A 15,746-nucleotide genomic window follows, 5' to 3' on the forward strand; every position below is an offset into this window, starting at 1 on the left:
ACACCGATGATCAACGGTGGCCGCACCTGTCTCCACAGCGCGTCAGGGTCGCGCAGCGTCCGCCTGCCGTCCTGTGTCAGGAGGACATGTGCAACGTGGCGAAGTCTGGTGGGTCGAGTTCGACGAGCGGCGGCCGGTCGTACTGCTGTCGGGAGACGACGCGTCCGGGATCCAGGTGATGCAGGTCGTCGCTCCGGCGGGCGTCGACATCAGCGGTCTGGGCGTCGAAGTGGCAGTAGGCGCCATGGAAGGACTGCCCTTTGAAGGCGTGCTGCGGTTCGCGTTCCCGCGTCCGGGCTTTACCCCTTGCACGTGGCTGACCACCGTGTCCCGGGACGACCTGATCGAGCGGGCGGGCGCCTTGCCCTCCGCGAAGCTCAGCGAGATTGAGGTCGCCCTCCGTCTCGGTGGACTCGAGTAGTCGGGTAGGCGGAGAAGGAACGGACACCCCGCTGGCGTGGTCGATCTCGTCCAGATGATCGACACCGGCCACCTGTCTCCTCGGCGCCCCTCACCATCGAGTTCACGATCTACGGCTGGAGGATTAGCCCCTGTCAGACGGACTGAAAAGGTTGGAATATCAGCTGAGTGCTTGAATCTCGGTCGCTAGCCTTCCTGGCTGGCCGCCCACGACGCCAATAGGGCCAGACCGTCCGCGGTCGCCGTGCCAGCGGGCGCGGTGTAGACGTTCAGGAGCAGGCCGGGTTCGGCAGGCATCTCCATCGACTCGACGTCCAGGTCGAGCTGGCCCACTACCGGATGGTGTACACGCTTGCGTCCGGACCGGTGGAGCCGAACGTCCTGAGATGCCCACCGCTGCCGAAATAGTTCACTGCTTGTTGCTAATTCACCGACTAGGGCGATCAGCTCCTCGTCGTGCGGATTGCGGCCGGCTTCCATGCGTAGCTTCGCGGCCACATCGCAGGCGATTCGGTCATAGTCGACGAAAAACGTTTTTGCCGCTTCGGGATCTAGATACACGAACCGCGCGGTGTTCGCCGGCCGTCGCGTGTCGGCCAGCACCGGTGAATACAGCGCGCGGGCAAGTTGATTCATGGCCAGCACGTCATAACGGCCGTTGCAAATCCAAGCCGGCGCATCGGTGATGGCGTCGAGCACCTGCTGAAGCGCCGGACGCACCGTCACGGCCGGTCGCCGGCGGCGTGGACCGCTGGGTGCCCTGGACTGCCGCGCAAGGTGGAATAGGTGATCGCGCTCGGCCTCGTCAAGTTGCAAGGCAGAGGCCAACGCGTCGAGCACCCCGTCGGAGGCGCCGGTGAGGCTGCCGCGCTCCATACGCACGTAGTAGTCGACCGATACCCCTGCTAGCAGAGCTACCTCTTCGCGACGCAGACCTTTGACCCGGCGGATGCCGCCGTAGGCGGGCAGTCCGGCCCGCTCGGGCGCGATCCGCGCGCGACGCGAGCGCAGGAATTCCTTGATCTCAGTGCGCAGATCGATCGTGTCCACCCCTTCACCATAGGCCCTGTCCGCAGGCGGAGGGAGGTACTGCTGGTACCCCGACGGCTGCGTTGAGACCCGACTCGGAGGTGTTCACGAGGGCCCGTCGGCCGCTGCCAAAGCCTCGCGCCAACGCCTAGGTACCTGATGCAGTCGTGGCGATGCCGCCGTCGCTCGGGATGATGGTGCCCGTGAGGTACGATCCGGCCCGGCTGGCGAGGAACACGGCGATACCTGCCATGTCGTCGTCGCGGCCGAGCCGGCGCAGAGGGGCCTTCGCCGCGATCGTGTCGCCGATGGCATCGAGCGTGGACGCCATCATCTGCGACGGGAACGGTCCTGGGGCTACCGCGTTCACCGTGACGTGCTGTGGGCCCAGTTCTCTGGCAAGCACTCTGGTGAGTTGATGGAGTGCCGCTTTGCTGCTGGCGTACGAGTAGTTGGGCGACTCGGCGACGTGGATGGCGGCGATACTGCCGATGTTGATGATCCGCGCGGGATCATCGGCGGTGCCTGCCCTGCGAAGTGCGGGGAGCAGCGCCTGCATCAGCCAGAACGGCGACTTGAGGTTGAGGTCGATCACTGCGTCCCAGGCCTCGTCCGGGAACGTCTCTAGCGGCTCGCGCCACATCGCTCCCGCGTTGTTGACGAGGATGTCCAGGCGTTCCGAGTCGACCTTGACCAGATCAGCGAGGCGCTGACACTCGTCGTACCTGGACAGGTCGGCGGGGATTGCTTGAACGTCGCCGAATTCGGACAGTAGATGCTGTGCCTCCGCGCACGTGTCTGCCTTGCGTGAGCTGATAATGACGCGGGCGCCCGCCTGTAGAAGGCCGCGCGCTATCATCATCCCAATGCCCCTGGTGCCGCCAGTGACAAGTGCGTACTTCCCACTCAGATCGAAAAGGTCTGCGTGAGTGGTGAACTGGTTGTCCGCCATTGGTCTTCGTTCCTTCTGTCGTGGAAGCATGTGCTGACACGGTCGCGCGTCCGGTGCAGCTGAATTGAACTGATGGGGGGTAAAGCTGCAGGGACGGGTTCTCGGGCGGCCGCCGTGCGCGCCTCCCGTGGATCCATTACTTCTCCTCTGTGTAGCTGGGAGCCGGCTCAAACAGCTTGACAGGCGTCCTGGACGCCTGGGAGACCCTGGTGATACAGGTACTGTGAGAGCCACCCTTGCCTGGTGCGCTGGCTCACGCTGCCGCAATCCCCTCCTGCACAGTCATTTTCTTGATTGCTTTGATCAGTATTGCGACCCGGCATCGTCGTCGTGAATCGACCTGTTACAGGGGCTAACGCAATGACCTGAGTTGGCGGTGGGTGATGAGGCAGCAGGCGAGCTTGAGGAAGGCTTCGTGGGCGGCCGCGGCTGTCATGGGCTGATGGTGCCGTGCTCCGGCGCGTTCTGCGCCGCTCCGGTCTGCCGCCCGCACCGCAGCGCGCCTCCCAGCAGACCTGGCGCTCCTTCCTCCGCGCCCATTCGATGCTGTCTTCGCCGGCAACGGCACAGCCGTCATCCCGACTCCGCCGCAAAGCCCGCGGTCCAACGCGTTCGCCGAACGATGGGTACGCACCGCCCGCGCCGAGTGCACCGACCGACTTCTCATCACCGGCGAACGACACCTGCGCACCGTCCTCAGCATGTATGCCGAGCACTACAACGCCGGACGAGCCCACCGCAGCCTGAACCTGCGAGCGCCGGACGACGATCCGAACGTCATCCCCCTGCCCGCCGCAACGGTCAGGCGTCGGCAAGTACTCGGTGGACTGCTCAACGAGTACCACACCACGCCACCCCGACTGCCTCATCATCCACAGGAAACGCCCAGCTCAGCAGCCTGATCGGAATATTGACACCTGGTCGGGCGTGCGTGTCGCCGCCGTCATTCGGGAGCGTGCCGTTACCGTGATTCGGCGCGGCCTTACGGCCTGCCCCAGCACCTGCTGCTCACATCACGGAAGACGGGAGTGGTGATGCGGGCTACTCCCGATGCGGACAACGGGCAGCCGCGCGTTGTGGTGGGCCTCCTCGTCGATCCGGACGCGCCGGCGGAACTGGCGGAGAAGCTGGCCGAGGATCTGCCGGAACTGCTCGCCGAAGCCGTGAACCGAGACATCGAGTGGAGCCTGCGGGTCGTCCGTGACCCGCTGACCGCCACGTTGCACGACAGCTTCCCGATCCTCAACGCGACACGGGAGCACAAGCTTCGGGAGAACTGGGACATCGCCGTCTGCCTCACCGATCTGCCCTTGCGCACCGACGGGCGACCACTGGTGGTCGATGTGGACGCCGAAGATCGGGTGGCGCTGGTGTCGCTGCCCGCGCTCGGTGGGATCTTCCTACGGCGGCGGCTCCGTCGCTCCGTCGTCCGGCTCCTGAAAGATCTGATGCTCACCACGACCGGCGACGGCTCCACGCGGCCGGGCCAGGGCACCATCGGACCGATCGTTCCGGAGCGGATCGCCCCCATGAAGCGCGTGGTGACGGACGGAGAGATCGTCGATCTGCGGATCGTGGGGTCTCCGGCGAGAGGGCGCCTGCGCCTGCTGCTCGGAATGGTGCGCGCCAACGGCCCTTGGCGGCTGGTCCCCGCCCTCGCCAAGGCGCTCGCTGCCGCGCTGGCCACCAGCGCCATCGCCGTGATGAACGGGTCTGTCTGGAACGTGGCCACCGGGATCCGGGCCGAGCGGCTCGCCGTGATCTCCCTCTTCTCGGTGGCGGCCATGGTGACCTGGCTCATCGTCCACCGGCGTCTGTGGGAGCGGCCCGAAACTCCCTCCCCCCAGGACAGGGAGAAGGCGGCGCTGTACAACCTCTCCACGGTCCTGACCCTGTCCCTGGGCGTCTTGTGCGGTCTCGTCGGCCTCTATGTCGTGGACTTCGCGGTGTCCTTGTTCCTCATTGACGGCGGAGTGCTGGCCAAGCAGGTGGGCCGCTCGGTCGGACTGGGCGACTACGCGCGCTTGGCGTCGCTGGCGAGCGCGGCGGCCATCGTGGGCGGAGCCCTGGGATCCGAATTCGAGAGCGACGAAGCGGTCCGCCGCGCCGCCTACGGCAAACGGGAACGACAGCGCCGCGAGCAAGCGGAGCGTGAACGCCAGGAGGCCGACGCCGCGCAGTCCGGGTAGGCGTCGGCAGTGTGGACCGATGTCCCCGCGCATGGGGTCATGCGCGCGGGCCGCATCACGAAGGTGATGTCCACTCGCGCGGGGCCGTCCTCGAGGGCAGGCAGGTCGTCGTGGCGAACGGACTGGTCTTCACCGCGTGTCAGATTCCCGCCGTCCCCGAGGGCGACATGCCGGTGGATTTCGCCGGCCAGGTGAGGCAGACCCTCGGAATCACACGCGTAGGCGGGAGAGCGTGATGACAACGAGTCGTGCCACCGGATGCCACCCCGATGGCCGAGGCACTGGACCAGCTGGGCCCCGGGGACGTGCTGATGATGCGGCTGCCGGTGTTGGCCCGGGGCACCAGCCTGCTCACCACCAAGAGGTACGGGCTTAGCGACGGGGCGGCGGCTCAAGGAGGCGCTCGCCGCCTGGGAGGGGACCGACAGCGGGCGCTGGAGGAGCTGACGAGCGCCGTGTGCCGGACACCCCTGGAGCGGGACGTCGAGTCGGCCCGGCAGGAGCGGCGCGCCCGGCTGGATGAGGCGGAGAGACAGCTGGCCCGTGCGGAGCGCGAGGGTGCGCCCCGGCCGCCGACGGAGGACGGCTGGGCCGCCCCGCGGGGCGGCCGGGACGGTGGCCGCGGACGACGCCGGAAGAGAGCCCGCCGTACAGTTGCTCGTATGGTGGACGCGGATGTGTCGACCTCGGCCGGGGCCGCCGAACAGCTGCTCGAGGAGCTGGTCAGCGCCACCCAGCAAGCCTCCCCTGCGGAGTTCCCGGCGGTCCTGAACCGCTATGCCGGGGCCATGGGTCTGGGCCGTGCCGTCGTCCATCTGATCGATCTCCAGCAGAGGCTGCTGCTGCCGCTGGCCGAGGACGAGACGGAACTCCCGGTGGACGCCTCCCTCGCAGGATGGGCGTACCGCACAGATTCCCTGCGGGTGGAGGAGGACGGCACGGGCGGGCTGGTCGTATGGCTGCCGCTGGCCAACGGGGCCGAGCGGCTGGGAGTCCTGCGGCTGCGGATGGAGTCCCTGGACGGGCTGCGGCTGTGGCGCTCGCGGGCGCTGGCCTCGCTCCTCGGCTTGGTGATCACCTCCAAGCGCACCTACATCGACACGTTCGCGCAGCGCACCCGGACCCGGCCCATGCAGCTGTCCACGGAGATGGTGCGGGCCTTTCTGCCACCACGTTCGATCGGCACCGGCCGGGTGATCTCCACCGCGGTCCTGGAGCCCGCGTACGAGCTGGGAGGCGATGCCTTCGACCATTCGTTCACCGAGGACGTGCTGCACGCCACGATCCTCGACGCCATGGGCCACGATCTGGCGTCCGGCCTCGCCACCTCCGTGGCAATGGCGGGGTCACGCAACGCCCGGCGCACGGGCGCCGACCTGGCCTCGCTCGTCGGCGCCGTGGACTCGGTGCTGTCGACCTGGCTCCCGGATCAGTTCTGCACCGGCATCTTCACCCAGTTGCACATGCCCACGGGGGTGCTGCGCTGGTCCAACTGCGGCCATCCGTCCCCCTTGCTCATCCGCCGCCACCGGCTGCTGGAGAAGGAACTGGAGCGGCCTTCCGAGCCTCCGCTGGGGCTGCCCGCCAGCCTGGCCGCCGGCCCCCGGCAGATACACGAGGCGGCCCTGGAACCCGGCGATCGGATTCTGCTGTACACCGACGGTGTCGTGGAATCGCGCAACGAGGGAGGCGAACAATTCGGCCTGGACCGCTTCACCGACTACATCATCCGGTCGACGGCCGCCGGGCAGAACGCCACGGAGGTGCTCCGCCTGCTTATTCACGCCATCCTCGACCACCGGCGCGACGAACTCAGCGACGACGCCACGATTCTGATGATCGAATGGCGCCCGCCGGGACGGTAAGACGATGTCATCCGTGGTGAACGAGGCTCTCGACACGGTGTACCTGGCCACGGTCACGATGGATTCGCACGGCGTCGTGACCGGGTGGAGCGAGGGCGCCCAGCGGCTGCTCGGCTACCGACCCGAGGAGATCGTGGGGCGAGCGGTGACCGAGCTGTGGGCCGGGGAGACCGCCGCCGAGGCGGTCGGGCGCTGCCTGGCCGGCCGGTCGAGGTGGAGCGGACGGGCGGTGCTGTGCCACCGTGACGGCCATCGCGTGGAGGCGGAGACGCTGGCGCACCGCGTGGTGGCGGACGGCGGTGCCACCGGGTGGCTCCTGGTGTCCGCCGTCGCGCGGGAACCGCGTTCGCCCGAGGCCGACGCGGCTGTGAGGGCGTTCGCCCAGGCCCCGTGCGTGCTCGCGGTCTTCGGCACGGACCTGCGGCTGGTGCGGGCGAACGCCGAAATGGAGGCGGCGGCCGCCCTCACCGAGGATCGGATGCGCGGTATGCGCCTGGTCGAGCTCCTGTCGCACCCGGAGAGCGAGAAGACCGAGGAGGGCATGCGTCGCGTGCTGGAAAGCGGAGAACGGCAGGTCCTGGAGGCTTATCTGCGGGTGCCGGGGGAGAGCCGCGAGCACGCCTGGACGATCTCGCTCGCGCCGCTCAAGGACCGGACGGGCCGCGTGTACGGCGTGTGTTTCGCCGCGTACGACACGACCCGCCGGCACCAGGCCCAGGGGCGGTTGCTGCTGCTGAACGAGGCGGGGAAGCGCATCGGCTCCACCCTGGACATCGCGCACGTCGCCCATGAACTGGCCGACGTGGCCGTCCCCCGGGTCGCCGATTTCGTCGGCGTCGACCTGCTCACCTTTCTCGACCAGGGTGAGGAACCCCCCTCGGGCCCGCTGGCCGGTCCCATCACCATGCGCCGGGCCGCCCATCGCTCCGTCCTCCCCGGAACCCCGGAGGCCGTGGTCGACGCGGGCGAACTGGACACCCACCCGGAGTCCTCACCGTCGGGCGAATGCCTGGCCGAGGGCCGGGCCGTCCTCTACCAGGTGACCGACGAGCTCATGGTCCGGTGGGGCGCCCTCGACCCGGTACGGGCCGCCAGGATCCGGGAGTACGGGATCCACTCGGAGCTGGTGGTGCCCATGCGTGCCCGCGGTGTCACCCTTGGCGTGGTGTTCTTCGCGCGCCACCGGACGCCGGTGCCCTTCGACGAGGACGACCTGCTGCTGGCCGAGGAGATCACGGCCCGAGCGGCCGTATGCGTGGACAATGCACGCCGCTACAAGCGCGAGCGCATGACGGCCAGGGCTCTGCAGCGCAATCTGCTGCCGCGGCGCCTGCCCGACCTGGCCGCGATGGAGGTCACCTCACGCTATCTGCCCTCGGAAGCCTGGGCCGGCGTGGGCGGCGACTGGTTCGACGTGATCCCGCTCTCCGGCGCTCGCGCCGCCCTGGTGGTCGGCGATACCGCGGGCCGCGGCGTCCAGACGTCCGCCACCATGGGGCGGCTGCGCAGCGCCATCCGCACCCTGGCCGATATCGATCTGCCGCCCGGCGAGCTGCTCACCCACCTCGACGATCTCGTGACCCGGCTGGCGGCCGAGGACGATCCCGAACCCCCCGAATCCCCCGAACCCCCCGGCGCCACCGGCGCCACCTGCCTGTACGCGGTCTACGACCCGGTCTCCCGCCACTGCACGCTCGCCAGCGCCGGCCACCCCCCGCCCGTCGTGGTCACCCCGGACGGCACCGCCGACATCCTCGACGTCCCCAACGGCCCGCCCCTCGGCCTCGGCACCCTGCCCTTCGAGGCGGTCGAGACCGAACTGTCCGAGGGCAGTGTCCTCGCCCTCTACACCGACGGCCTGGTCCAGGGCCGCGACCGCGCGATCGACGAGGGACTGGGGGCGCTGTGCGATGCCCTGGCCCAGCCGGGCCCGTCCCTGGACGCCCTCGGTGACACCGTCCTGCGGACTCTGCTCCCCGCCCGCCCCGAGGACGATGTCGCCCTGCTCCTCGCCCGCGCCCGGGCCCTCGGCCCCGACCGGGTCGCCACCTGGGAGATCCCTCCGGAACCCGCCGTCGTCTCCCGGGTCCGGCGGGAGGTCACCGCCCAGCTGATGGACTGGGGATTGGAGAAGCTGGTCCTCACCACCGAGCTGGTCGTCAGCGAACTGGTCACCAATGCGATCCACTACGGTCACCCTCCCATCCGGCTGCGCCTGATCCGCGACCGCGCGCTCATCTGCGAGGTCCGCGACGCCAGCAGCACGGCACCGCGTCTGCGCCGGGCCCGCGCGCTCGACGAGGGTGGCCGTGGCCTCTTCCTGGTGGCCCGACTCGTCCAGCGCTGGGGCACTCGCCCGGAGGTCCATGGCAAGACCATCTGGGCCGAGCAGGATCTCTCCGACGACTGAGCGGGGGCCGGGAGCTCCGCCCCAACAACCCGCCGCCATCGCGGGCGCATGCGTGTGGTGGTGAGAGAAGGAGCGATCATGAAAGCAGCTGTATACGAACGACCACGGAACGTCGCGGTCGAGGAGAACCCCGACCCGGGCATCGGTCAGCGGCGAGCCGGTCTGCCCGGGTGTGGGTCGCCCGGATCGCGCCCGCTCGTACCTGTCCTCGGTGGCGGACTGGGGCGCCGAAATTAGGCCCCACGGGCGCAGGCGTTCATTGCCCCGCTTTGCCACTCTTGCGGGGTAGATCCCGTAATCCCGACCCCGTCGCCCGACCGGGCACAGGGGCGAAGATCGTGGCCGCCTCTGAAGGAGTTGCCATGGCCAAGGCAGTCGGTATCGACCTGGGCACCACCAACTCGGTCATCGCCGCATGGGAAGGCGGTGAAGCCTCGGTCGTCCCCAATGCCGAAGGCAGCCGCACCACCCCGTCCGTCGTGGCGTTCACCGACACCGGTGAGCGGCTGGTGGGTCAGCTGGCCCGGCGCCAGGCGATCCTCAACCCCAAGGGAACCATTTACTCGGCCAAGCGCTTCATCGGCCGAAAGTTCGACGAGGTGTCGGACGAGGCCAAGGCGGTCGCCTATGACGTCGTCGAGGGCGAGCACGGCCTCGCGCGCTTCAAGGTGCGCGACAAGCTGCATTCGCCGGAGGAGATCAGCGCTCTGGTGCTGCGCAAGCTCGCCGACGACGCCGGGAAGCAGATGGGCGAACGGGTGACCGAGGCGGTCATCACGGTGCCCGCGTACTTCAACGACGCCCAGCGCAGCGCCACCAAGGACGCCGGTGAGATCGCGGGGCTGGAGGTGCTGCGGATCATCAACGAGCCGACCGCGGCGGCCCTCGCCTACGGCATGGACAAGAAGGAACACGAGACGGTGCTCGTCTTCGACCTCGGCGGCGGCACCTTCGACGTGTCCATCCTGGACGTCGGGGACGGCGTGGTGGAGGTGCGCTCCACCGCGGGCGACAGCCATCTCGGCGGCGACGACCTCGACCGCCGCCTGGTCGACCACCTTGCCGACAAGTTCCAGCAGGACACCGGCATCGATCTGCGCCAGGACCCGCAGGCGCTGCAGCGGCTCTTCGAGGCTGCGGAGAAGGCCAAGGTGGAGCTGAGCTCGGTGACCCAGACGCAGGCCAATCTGCCGTTCATCACCGCCGATGCCTCCGGGCCCAAGCACCTGACCGAAACGATCATGCGGTCCACGTTCGAGCAGATCACCTCCGACCTGGTGGAGCGCTGCCTCGGCCCGGTCCAGCAGGCCATGGGGGACGCCAAGGTCAGCGAGAACGATATCGACGAGGTCATCCTCGTCGGTGGCTCCACCCGGATGCCGGCCGTCCAGACGCTGGTGCGCCGGCTGACCGGCGGCAAGGAGCCCAATATGAGCGTGAACCCCGACGAGGTCGTGGCGCTGGGCGCCGCGATCCAGGCCGGGGTGCTCAAGGGTGACGTCAAGGATGTGCTGCTGCTGGACGTCACCCCGCTCTCGCTGGGCGTCGAGACCCGCGGTGGCGTGATGACGAAGATCATCGACCGGAACACCACCATTCCGGTGCGCCGCACCGAGACCTTCTCCACGGCCGAGGACAACCAGCAGGCCGTCGACATCGTGATCCTCCAGGGCGAGCGCGAGCGGGCCGCCGACAACCGGGTGCTCGGCCGCTTCCAGCTGACCGGTATCCGCCCGGCGCCGCGTGGCGAACCGCAGGTCGAGGTCACCTTCGACATCGACGCCAACGGCATCCTCAACGTCACCGCCCGGGACCGGGACACCGGCAAGGAGCAGTCCGTCGTGATCAGCGAGACCGGAAACCTCGACCGCGGCGAGGTCGAGCGCATGGTCCAGGAGGCCGAGCGCAACCGCGGCGAGGACCAGGCGCTGCGCGAGGCCGTGGACGCGCGCAACGAACTGGACGCCGTCGCCTACCAGGTCGAGAAGCGGTTGCAGGAACTGGGCGACGCCGTGCCCTCGCACGAGAAGTCGCGTGCCGAGATGCTGGTGACCGAGGCCCGCCAGGCCGTCAAGGACGAGGCCGGCGTGGACGAGGTCAGGCCGCGGATCTCCGAGCTCCAGCAGGTCTACGCCGGGCTGCAGGCCCACGGCGCGGAGGCCGCCGCGGGCGCGGGCGCGGCAGGCGGCGAGGCCGGCGGACCGCAGGGCGCCGGGCCGGGGCAAGCCGGTGAGGGCGCCGACGAAGACGTGATCGACGCCGAGTTCGACAAGGGCTGAGGCGGCAAACGTGTCCAACCAACCCCAGGAGCGCGAACCGGTGCCGGAGGGCGCCGCACCGGAGCCCGGGCAGGATCTGCCCGCTCCCGAGCGGGAGCAGGCGCAGCCGCCCCAGGAGCCCGGCCCGGATGCGGCCGGGGGGCCCGCCCCGCCCACCGGCGAACGGGCCGAGCACGAGGCGGCCCTGGCGGAGCTCGAGGACAAGTGGAAGCGGGCCCTGGCCGATCTGGACAATCTGCGCAAGCGCCACACCAGGGAGCTGGAGCGGGAGCGGGCCGCCGAGCGGGCCCGCACCGCCTCGGCGCTGCTGCCCGTCATCGACAACCTCGAACTCGCCCTCTCTCACGCCGGATCCGACCCCGACGCGATCGTGGAGGGCATCAAGGCCGTGCACGACCAGGCCGTGGGCACCCTCGCCCGGCTCGGCTACGAGCGGGAGGCCGAGACCGGTGTGCCGTTCGACCCGGCCCGGCACGAGGTGGTGGGCGTGATCGAGGACGCCGACGCGGAACCGGGGACGGTGGTCCAGGTGCTGCGCCCCGGCTACGGGAAGGACGACAAACAGCTGAGGCCGGTAGCCGTCGCCGTCGCCAAACGGGAGTGACCTGCCATGGCGCGGGACTTCTACGACGTACTCGGGGTTTCCCGGGGCGCGAGCCAGGACGAGATCCAGCAGGCGTTCCGCAAGCTGGCCCGCAAGTACCACCCGGATGTGAACAAGGACCCCCGGGCCGAGGAGCGCTTCAAGGAGCTCAACGAGGCGTACGCCGCGCTCTCCGACCCGAAGGCCCGTGCCCGCTATGACCGGTTCGGCGAGGACTACCGCAAGATTCCCGAGGACTGGGAGGAGCGGGTCGGGGCCGGTGTCGGCGGCGGAGGCGGCGGATTCCGTGGCTGGACGACCTCCGGGGACGGGGACCGGGTCCGGTTCGTCCGTGGCTTCGGTGACGACGTCGGGGGTGGCGGAGTCGACTTCGAGGACCTGTTCGGCTCCTTCTTCGGCGGCGGCATGGGGGGCCGGGGCGGAGGCCGCGTGGACATCCCCGGCGCCGACCAGGAGGCCGAACTGCCGCTCACCGTCGAGGACGCGTACCACGGCGGCCGCCGCACCGTCACCCTGGCCGGACCCACGGGCCGGCGCACCTTCGAGGCCGACGTCCCGCCCGGCGTCGTGGACGGCCAGCGCATCCGGCTGGCCGGACAGGGCGGCCACGGCACCGGTGACGCCCCGGCGGGCGACCTGTATCTGCGGGTACGGATCCAGCCGCACCCGCGGTTCCGGCTGGACGGCCGTAACGTCCATGTCCACCTCCCGGTGGCTCCCTGGGAGGCCGCGCTCGGCGCGACCGTCCCCGTGCCCACCCCCGGTGGCACCGCCAAGGTGACGGTTCCCCCCGGCACCTCCAGCGGCCGCAAGCTGCGACTGCGCGGCGAGGGCATGCCCAACCCCGGCGGTCCGAACGGCCACCTCTACGCAGAGATCCGCATCATGGTGCCGCCCGAACTCACCGACCGCGAGCGGGAGCTGTTCGAAGCGCTCGCCGCCGCCTCCTCCTTCGATCCCAGGAGTGAGCGATGAGCACGCACGCGAACACGACGCGGACGGACACGAGGTACGCACCCGTCCCGTCCATCCACTACGACCTGGTGCCCGCCCGCAGGCTCTCCTTGGAAACCGTGGCCCGTCGCACCGGGCTCCATCCCGACCTGGTGGCGAGGTTCGTCGCCCTCGGCCTCCTCGACGCCGAGCGTGATCACGCGGGGCGACTGGTGTTCGCCCCCTCCGCCCCGGCGGTGCTGGGCCGCATCGAGCGCCTGCACGCCGGAATGTGCCTGAACTACGCCTCCATCGGTCTGGTACTCGATCTGCTCGACCGCATTGACCGGCTCGAAGACGCACTGCGCCGCAGCGGCGCGAGGAGTGATCTACCGCCATGGACATGAACCGTCTCACCGAGAAGTCCCAGGAAGCCCTCCAGAACGCTCAGACCACTGCGATGCGGTTCGGGCACACCGAAGTCGACGGCGAGCACCTGCTGTTCGCACTCCTCGACCAGCCGGAGGGTCTGATCCCGCGACTGGTCACCCAGGTGGGCGCCGATCCCGAGGCGATGCGCTCGATGCTGGAGGCCGAGCTGGCGCGCAAGCCCAAGGTCACCGGCCCCGGCGCCGCCCCCGGACAGGTCTTCGTCACTCAGCGCCTCTCCCAGTTGCTGGACACCGCCGAGCAGGAGGCCAAGCGGCTCAAGGACGAGTACGTTTCGGTCGAACACCTCGTCCTCGCGTTCACCGACGAGGGGTCCGGCACCGCGGCCGGACGCGTGCTCAAGGAGCACGGCATCACCAAGGACGCGTTCCTGCACGCCCTCACGCAGGTCCGCGGCAGCCAGCGGGTCACCTCCGCCAACCCGGAAGTGGCGTACGAGGCGCTGGAGAAGTACGGCCGCGACCTGGTCCTGGAGGCCCGCTCCGGCAAGCTGGACCCGGTCATCGGCCGGGACGCCGAGATCCGCCGGGTGACCCAGATCCTCAGCCGCAAGTCGAAGAACAACCCGGTGCTCATCGGCGACCCCGGCGTCGGCAAGACCGCCATCGTCGAGGGCCTGGCGCAGCGCATCGTACGCGGTGATGTGCCCGAAGGGCTGCGCGACAAGACCGTGTTCGCCCTCGACATGGGCTCCCTGGTCGCCGGGGCCAAGTACCGCGGCGAGTTCGAGGAACGGCTCAAGGCCGTACTTGCCGAGGTCAAGGCCGCCCAGGGCAGGATCCTGCTCTTCATCGACGAGCTGCACACCGTGGTCGGCGCCGGGGCGGCCGAGGGCGCCATGGACGCGGGGAACATGCTCAAGCCGATGCTGGCCCGCGGTGAGCTGCACATGATCGGCGCGACCACCCTCGACGAGTACCGCAAGCACATCGAGAAGGACGCCGCGCTGGAGCGCCGCTTCCAGACGGTGATGGTGGACGAGCCCGGCGTGGAGGACACCATCTCCATCCTGCGGGGCCTGCGCGAGCGGCTGGAGGTCTTCCACGGCGTCAAGATCCAGGACACCGCCCTGGTCGCCGCCGCCACCATGAGCCACCGCTATATCAGCGACCGGTTCCTGCCCGACAAGGCCATCGACCTGGTCGACGAGGCTTGTGCCCGGCTGCGTACCGAGATCGACTCCATGCCCGCCGAGCTGGACGAGATCACCCGCCGGGTCACCCGACTGGAGATCGAGGAGGCCGCGCTCTCCAAGGAGACCGACCCGGCCAGCCGGCAGCGGCTGGAGGAGCTGCGCAAGGAACTCGCCGACCTGCGGGCCGAGGCCGACGCCAAGCGCGCCCAGTGGGAGGCCGAGCGGCAGTCCATCCGCCGGGTGCAGGAGCTGCGCAGGGAACTGGAGGAGGTGCGCCGCGAGGCCGAGGAGGCCGAACGCAACTACGACCTCAACCGCGCCGCCGAACTGCGCTACGGCAAGCTCCAGGAGCTGGAGCGCAAGCTGGCCGCCGAGGAGGAGCAGCTGGCCGCCAAGCAGGGCGAGCACCGGCTGCTGCGCGAGGTCGTCACCGAGGACGAGATCAGCGACATCGTCTCCGCCTGGACCGGAATCCCGGTCTCCCGCCTCAAGGAGGGCGAACGCGAGAAGCTGCTGCGCCTGGATGAGATCCTCCAGGAGCGGGTCATCGGCCAGGACGAGGCGGTCAAGCTGGTCTCCGACGCCATCATCCGCGCCCGCTCGGGCATCCGGGACCCGCGCCGCCCGATCGGCTCGTTCATCTTCCTCGGCCCCACCGGCGTCGGAAAGACCGAGCTGGCCAAGACGCTGGCCGCCGCGCTCTTCGACACCGAGGAGAACATGATCCGCCTGGATATGAGCGAGTACCAGGAGCGGCACACCGTCAGCCGGCTGGTCGGCGCCCCGCCGGGATACGTCGGCTACGAGGAGGGCGGCCAGCTCACCGAGGCGGTGCGGCGCAAACCGTACTCGGTCGTGCTCCTGGACGAGATCGAGAAGGCGCACACCGACGTCTTCAACACCCTGCTGCAGGTCCTGGACGACGGCCGGATCACCGACGCCCAGGGGCGGCTGGTGGACTTCCGCAACACCGTGATCATCATGACCTCCAACATCGGCTCGGTGCACCTGCTGGACGGCGTCACCTCCGAGGGCGAGCTCAAGCCGGACGCCCGGAGCCTGGTGATGAGCGAGCTGCGCGGGCACTTCCGCCCCGAGTTCCTCAACCGGGTCGATGACATCGTGCTGTTCAAGCCGCTCGGTGAGCCCCAGATCGAGCGCATCGTGGAGCTGCAGTTCGACGAGCTGCGCAAGCGTCTGGCCGAACGCCTGATCGCCGTCGAACTCACCCCGGAAGCCCGGCAGGTCATCGCCCACGAGGGCTACGACCCGGTCTACGGCGCCCGGCCGCTGCGCCGCTTCATCTCCCACGAGGTCGAGACCCTCATCGGACGCGCCCTGCTGAAGGGAGACGTCCAGGAGGGCACCACGATCAAGGTCGACGGCCGGCACGGCGAACTGGTGGTCACCTACGAACAGCCGTCGGGCGAGCACGTCGAGGAACGAGCCCGGCAGGAAGCCGGAGAGGCAGCGTGACCGG

12 protein-coding genes are annotated in these 15,746 nt (G+C 69.5%); 10 read left to right on the top strand and 2 right to left on the bottom strand.

From position 1 onward, the window contains the following. The first annotated feature begins 88 nt into the window (after positions 1-88). On the top strand, positions 89-421 hold the full coding sequence (locus SSOG_RS37395) for a type II toxin-antitoxin system PemK/MazF family toxin (protein ID WP_039939610.1): 333 nt from the start codon (positions 89-91) through the stop codon (positions 419-421). A gap of 185 nt (positions 422-606) precedes the next feature. On the opposite strand, the gene SSOG_RS37400 is transcribed toward SSOG_RS37395, so the two are convergent. Together SSOG_RS37400 and SSOG_RS37405 are read right to left on the bottom strand one after the other, a co-directional pair. Then, the gene (locus SSOG_RS37400; RefSeq protein WP_009719490.1) at positions 607-1,470 is read right to left on the bottom strand and encodes a helix-turn-helix transcriptional regulator; all 864 of its coding nucleotides are present in this window, start codon (positions 1,468-1,470) and stop codon (positions 607-609) included. A 127-nt stretch (positions 1,471-1,597) separates the two neighbouring features. Beyond that, positions 1,598-2,401 (bottom strand): SDR family oxidoreductase, encoded by an 804-nt coding sequence (locus tag SSOG_RS37405; protein ID WP_039939612.1) that lies wholly within the window; start codon positions 2,399-2,401, stop codon positions 1,598-1,600. A 575-nt stretch (positions 2,402-2,976) separates the two neighbouring features. On the opposite strand from SSOG_RS37405, the gene SSOG_RS49555 reads away from it, so the two are divergent. The 9 genes from SSOG_RS49555 (at position 2,977) to clpB (ending at position 15,742) form a co-directional block, all read left to right on the top strand. Then, a complete protein-coding gene (locus SSOG_RS49555; protein ID WP_245606668.1) occupies positions 2,977-3,303 on the top strand; it encodes an integrase core domain-containing protein in 327 nt (108 codons plus the stop codon). A gap of 132 nt (positions 3,304-3,435) precedes the next feature. Continuing rightward, positions 3,436-4,590 (top strand): hypothetical protein, encoded by a 1,155-nt coding sequence (locus SSOG_RS37410; RefSeq protein ID WP_106516708.1) that lies wholly within the window; start codon positions 3,436-3,438, stop codon positions 4,588-4,590. Positions 4,591-5,252: 662 nt separating this feature from the next. Beyond that, positions 5,253-6,455: a PP2C family protein-serine/threonine phosphatase gene (locus tag SSOG_RS37415; RefSeq protein WP_009719494.1), complete on the top strand. Its 1,203-nt coding sequence runs from the start codon at positions 5,253-5,255 to the stop codon at positions 6,453-6,455. Positions 6,456-6,459: 4 nt separating this feature from the next. Then, positions 6,460-8,865, top strand: a complete 2,406-nt coding sequence (locus tag SSOG_RS37420; protein ID WP_009719495.1) for a SpoIIE family protein phosphatase — start codon at positions 6,460-6,462, stop codon at positions 8,863-8,865. A 362-nt stretch (positions 8,866-9,227) separates the two neighbouring features. Next, on the top strand, positions 9,228-11,144 hold the full coding sequence (dnaK, locus tag SSOG_RS37425) for a molecular chaperone DnaK (RefSeq protein ID WP_009719496.1): 1,917 nt from the start codon (positions 9,228-9,230) through the stop codon (positions 11,142-11,144). Positions 11,145-11,154: 10 nt separating this feature from the next. After that, the gene (locus SSOG_RS37430) at positions 11,155-11,748 is read left to right on the top strand and encodes a nucleotide exchange factor GrpE (RefSeq protein ID WP_009719497.1); all 594 of its coding nucleotides are present in this window, start codon (positions 11,155-11,157) and stop codon (positions 11,746-11,748) included. A gap of 6 nt (positions 11,749-11,754) precedes the next feature. After that, positions 11,755-12,723 (top strand): DnaJ C-terminal domain-containing protein, encoded by a 969-nt coding sequence (locus tag SSOG_RS37435; protein WP_009719498.1) that lies wholly within the window; start codon positions 11,755-11,757, stop codon positions 12,721-12,723. Continuing rightward, positions 12,720-13,088 carry a chaperone modulator CbpM gene (locus tag SSOG_RS37440; RefSeq protein ID WP_009719499.1) on the top strand — a complete coding sequence of 123 codons (369 nt, stop codon included), beginning with the start codon at positions 12,720-12,722 and terminating at the stop codon, positions 13,086-13,088. The genes SSOG_RS37435 and SSOG_RS37440 overlap by 4 nt, the downstream gene beginning before the upstream one ends. Further along, positions 13,079-15,742: an ATP-dependent chaperone ClpB gene (clpB, locus tag SSOG_RS37445; protein ID WP_009719500.1), complete on the top strand. Its 2,664-nt coding sequence runs from the start codon at positions 13,079-13,081 to the stop codon at positions 15,740-15,742. Before SSOG_RS37440 ends, clpB begins: the two co-directional genes overlap by 10 nt. Positions 15,743-15,746: the final 4 nt, after the last annotated feature.

The sequence above is a fragment of the Streptomyces himastatinicus ATCC 53653 genome (assembly GCF_000158915.1).
GTDB lineage: Bacteria > Actinomycetota > Actinomycetes > Streptomycetales > Streptomycetaceae > Streptomyces > Streptomyces himastatinicus.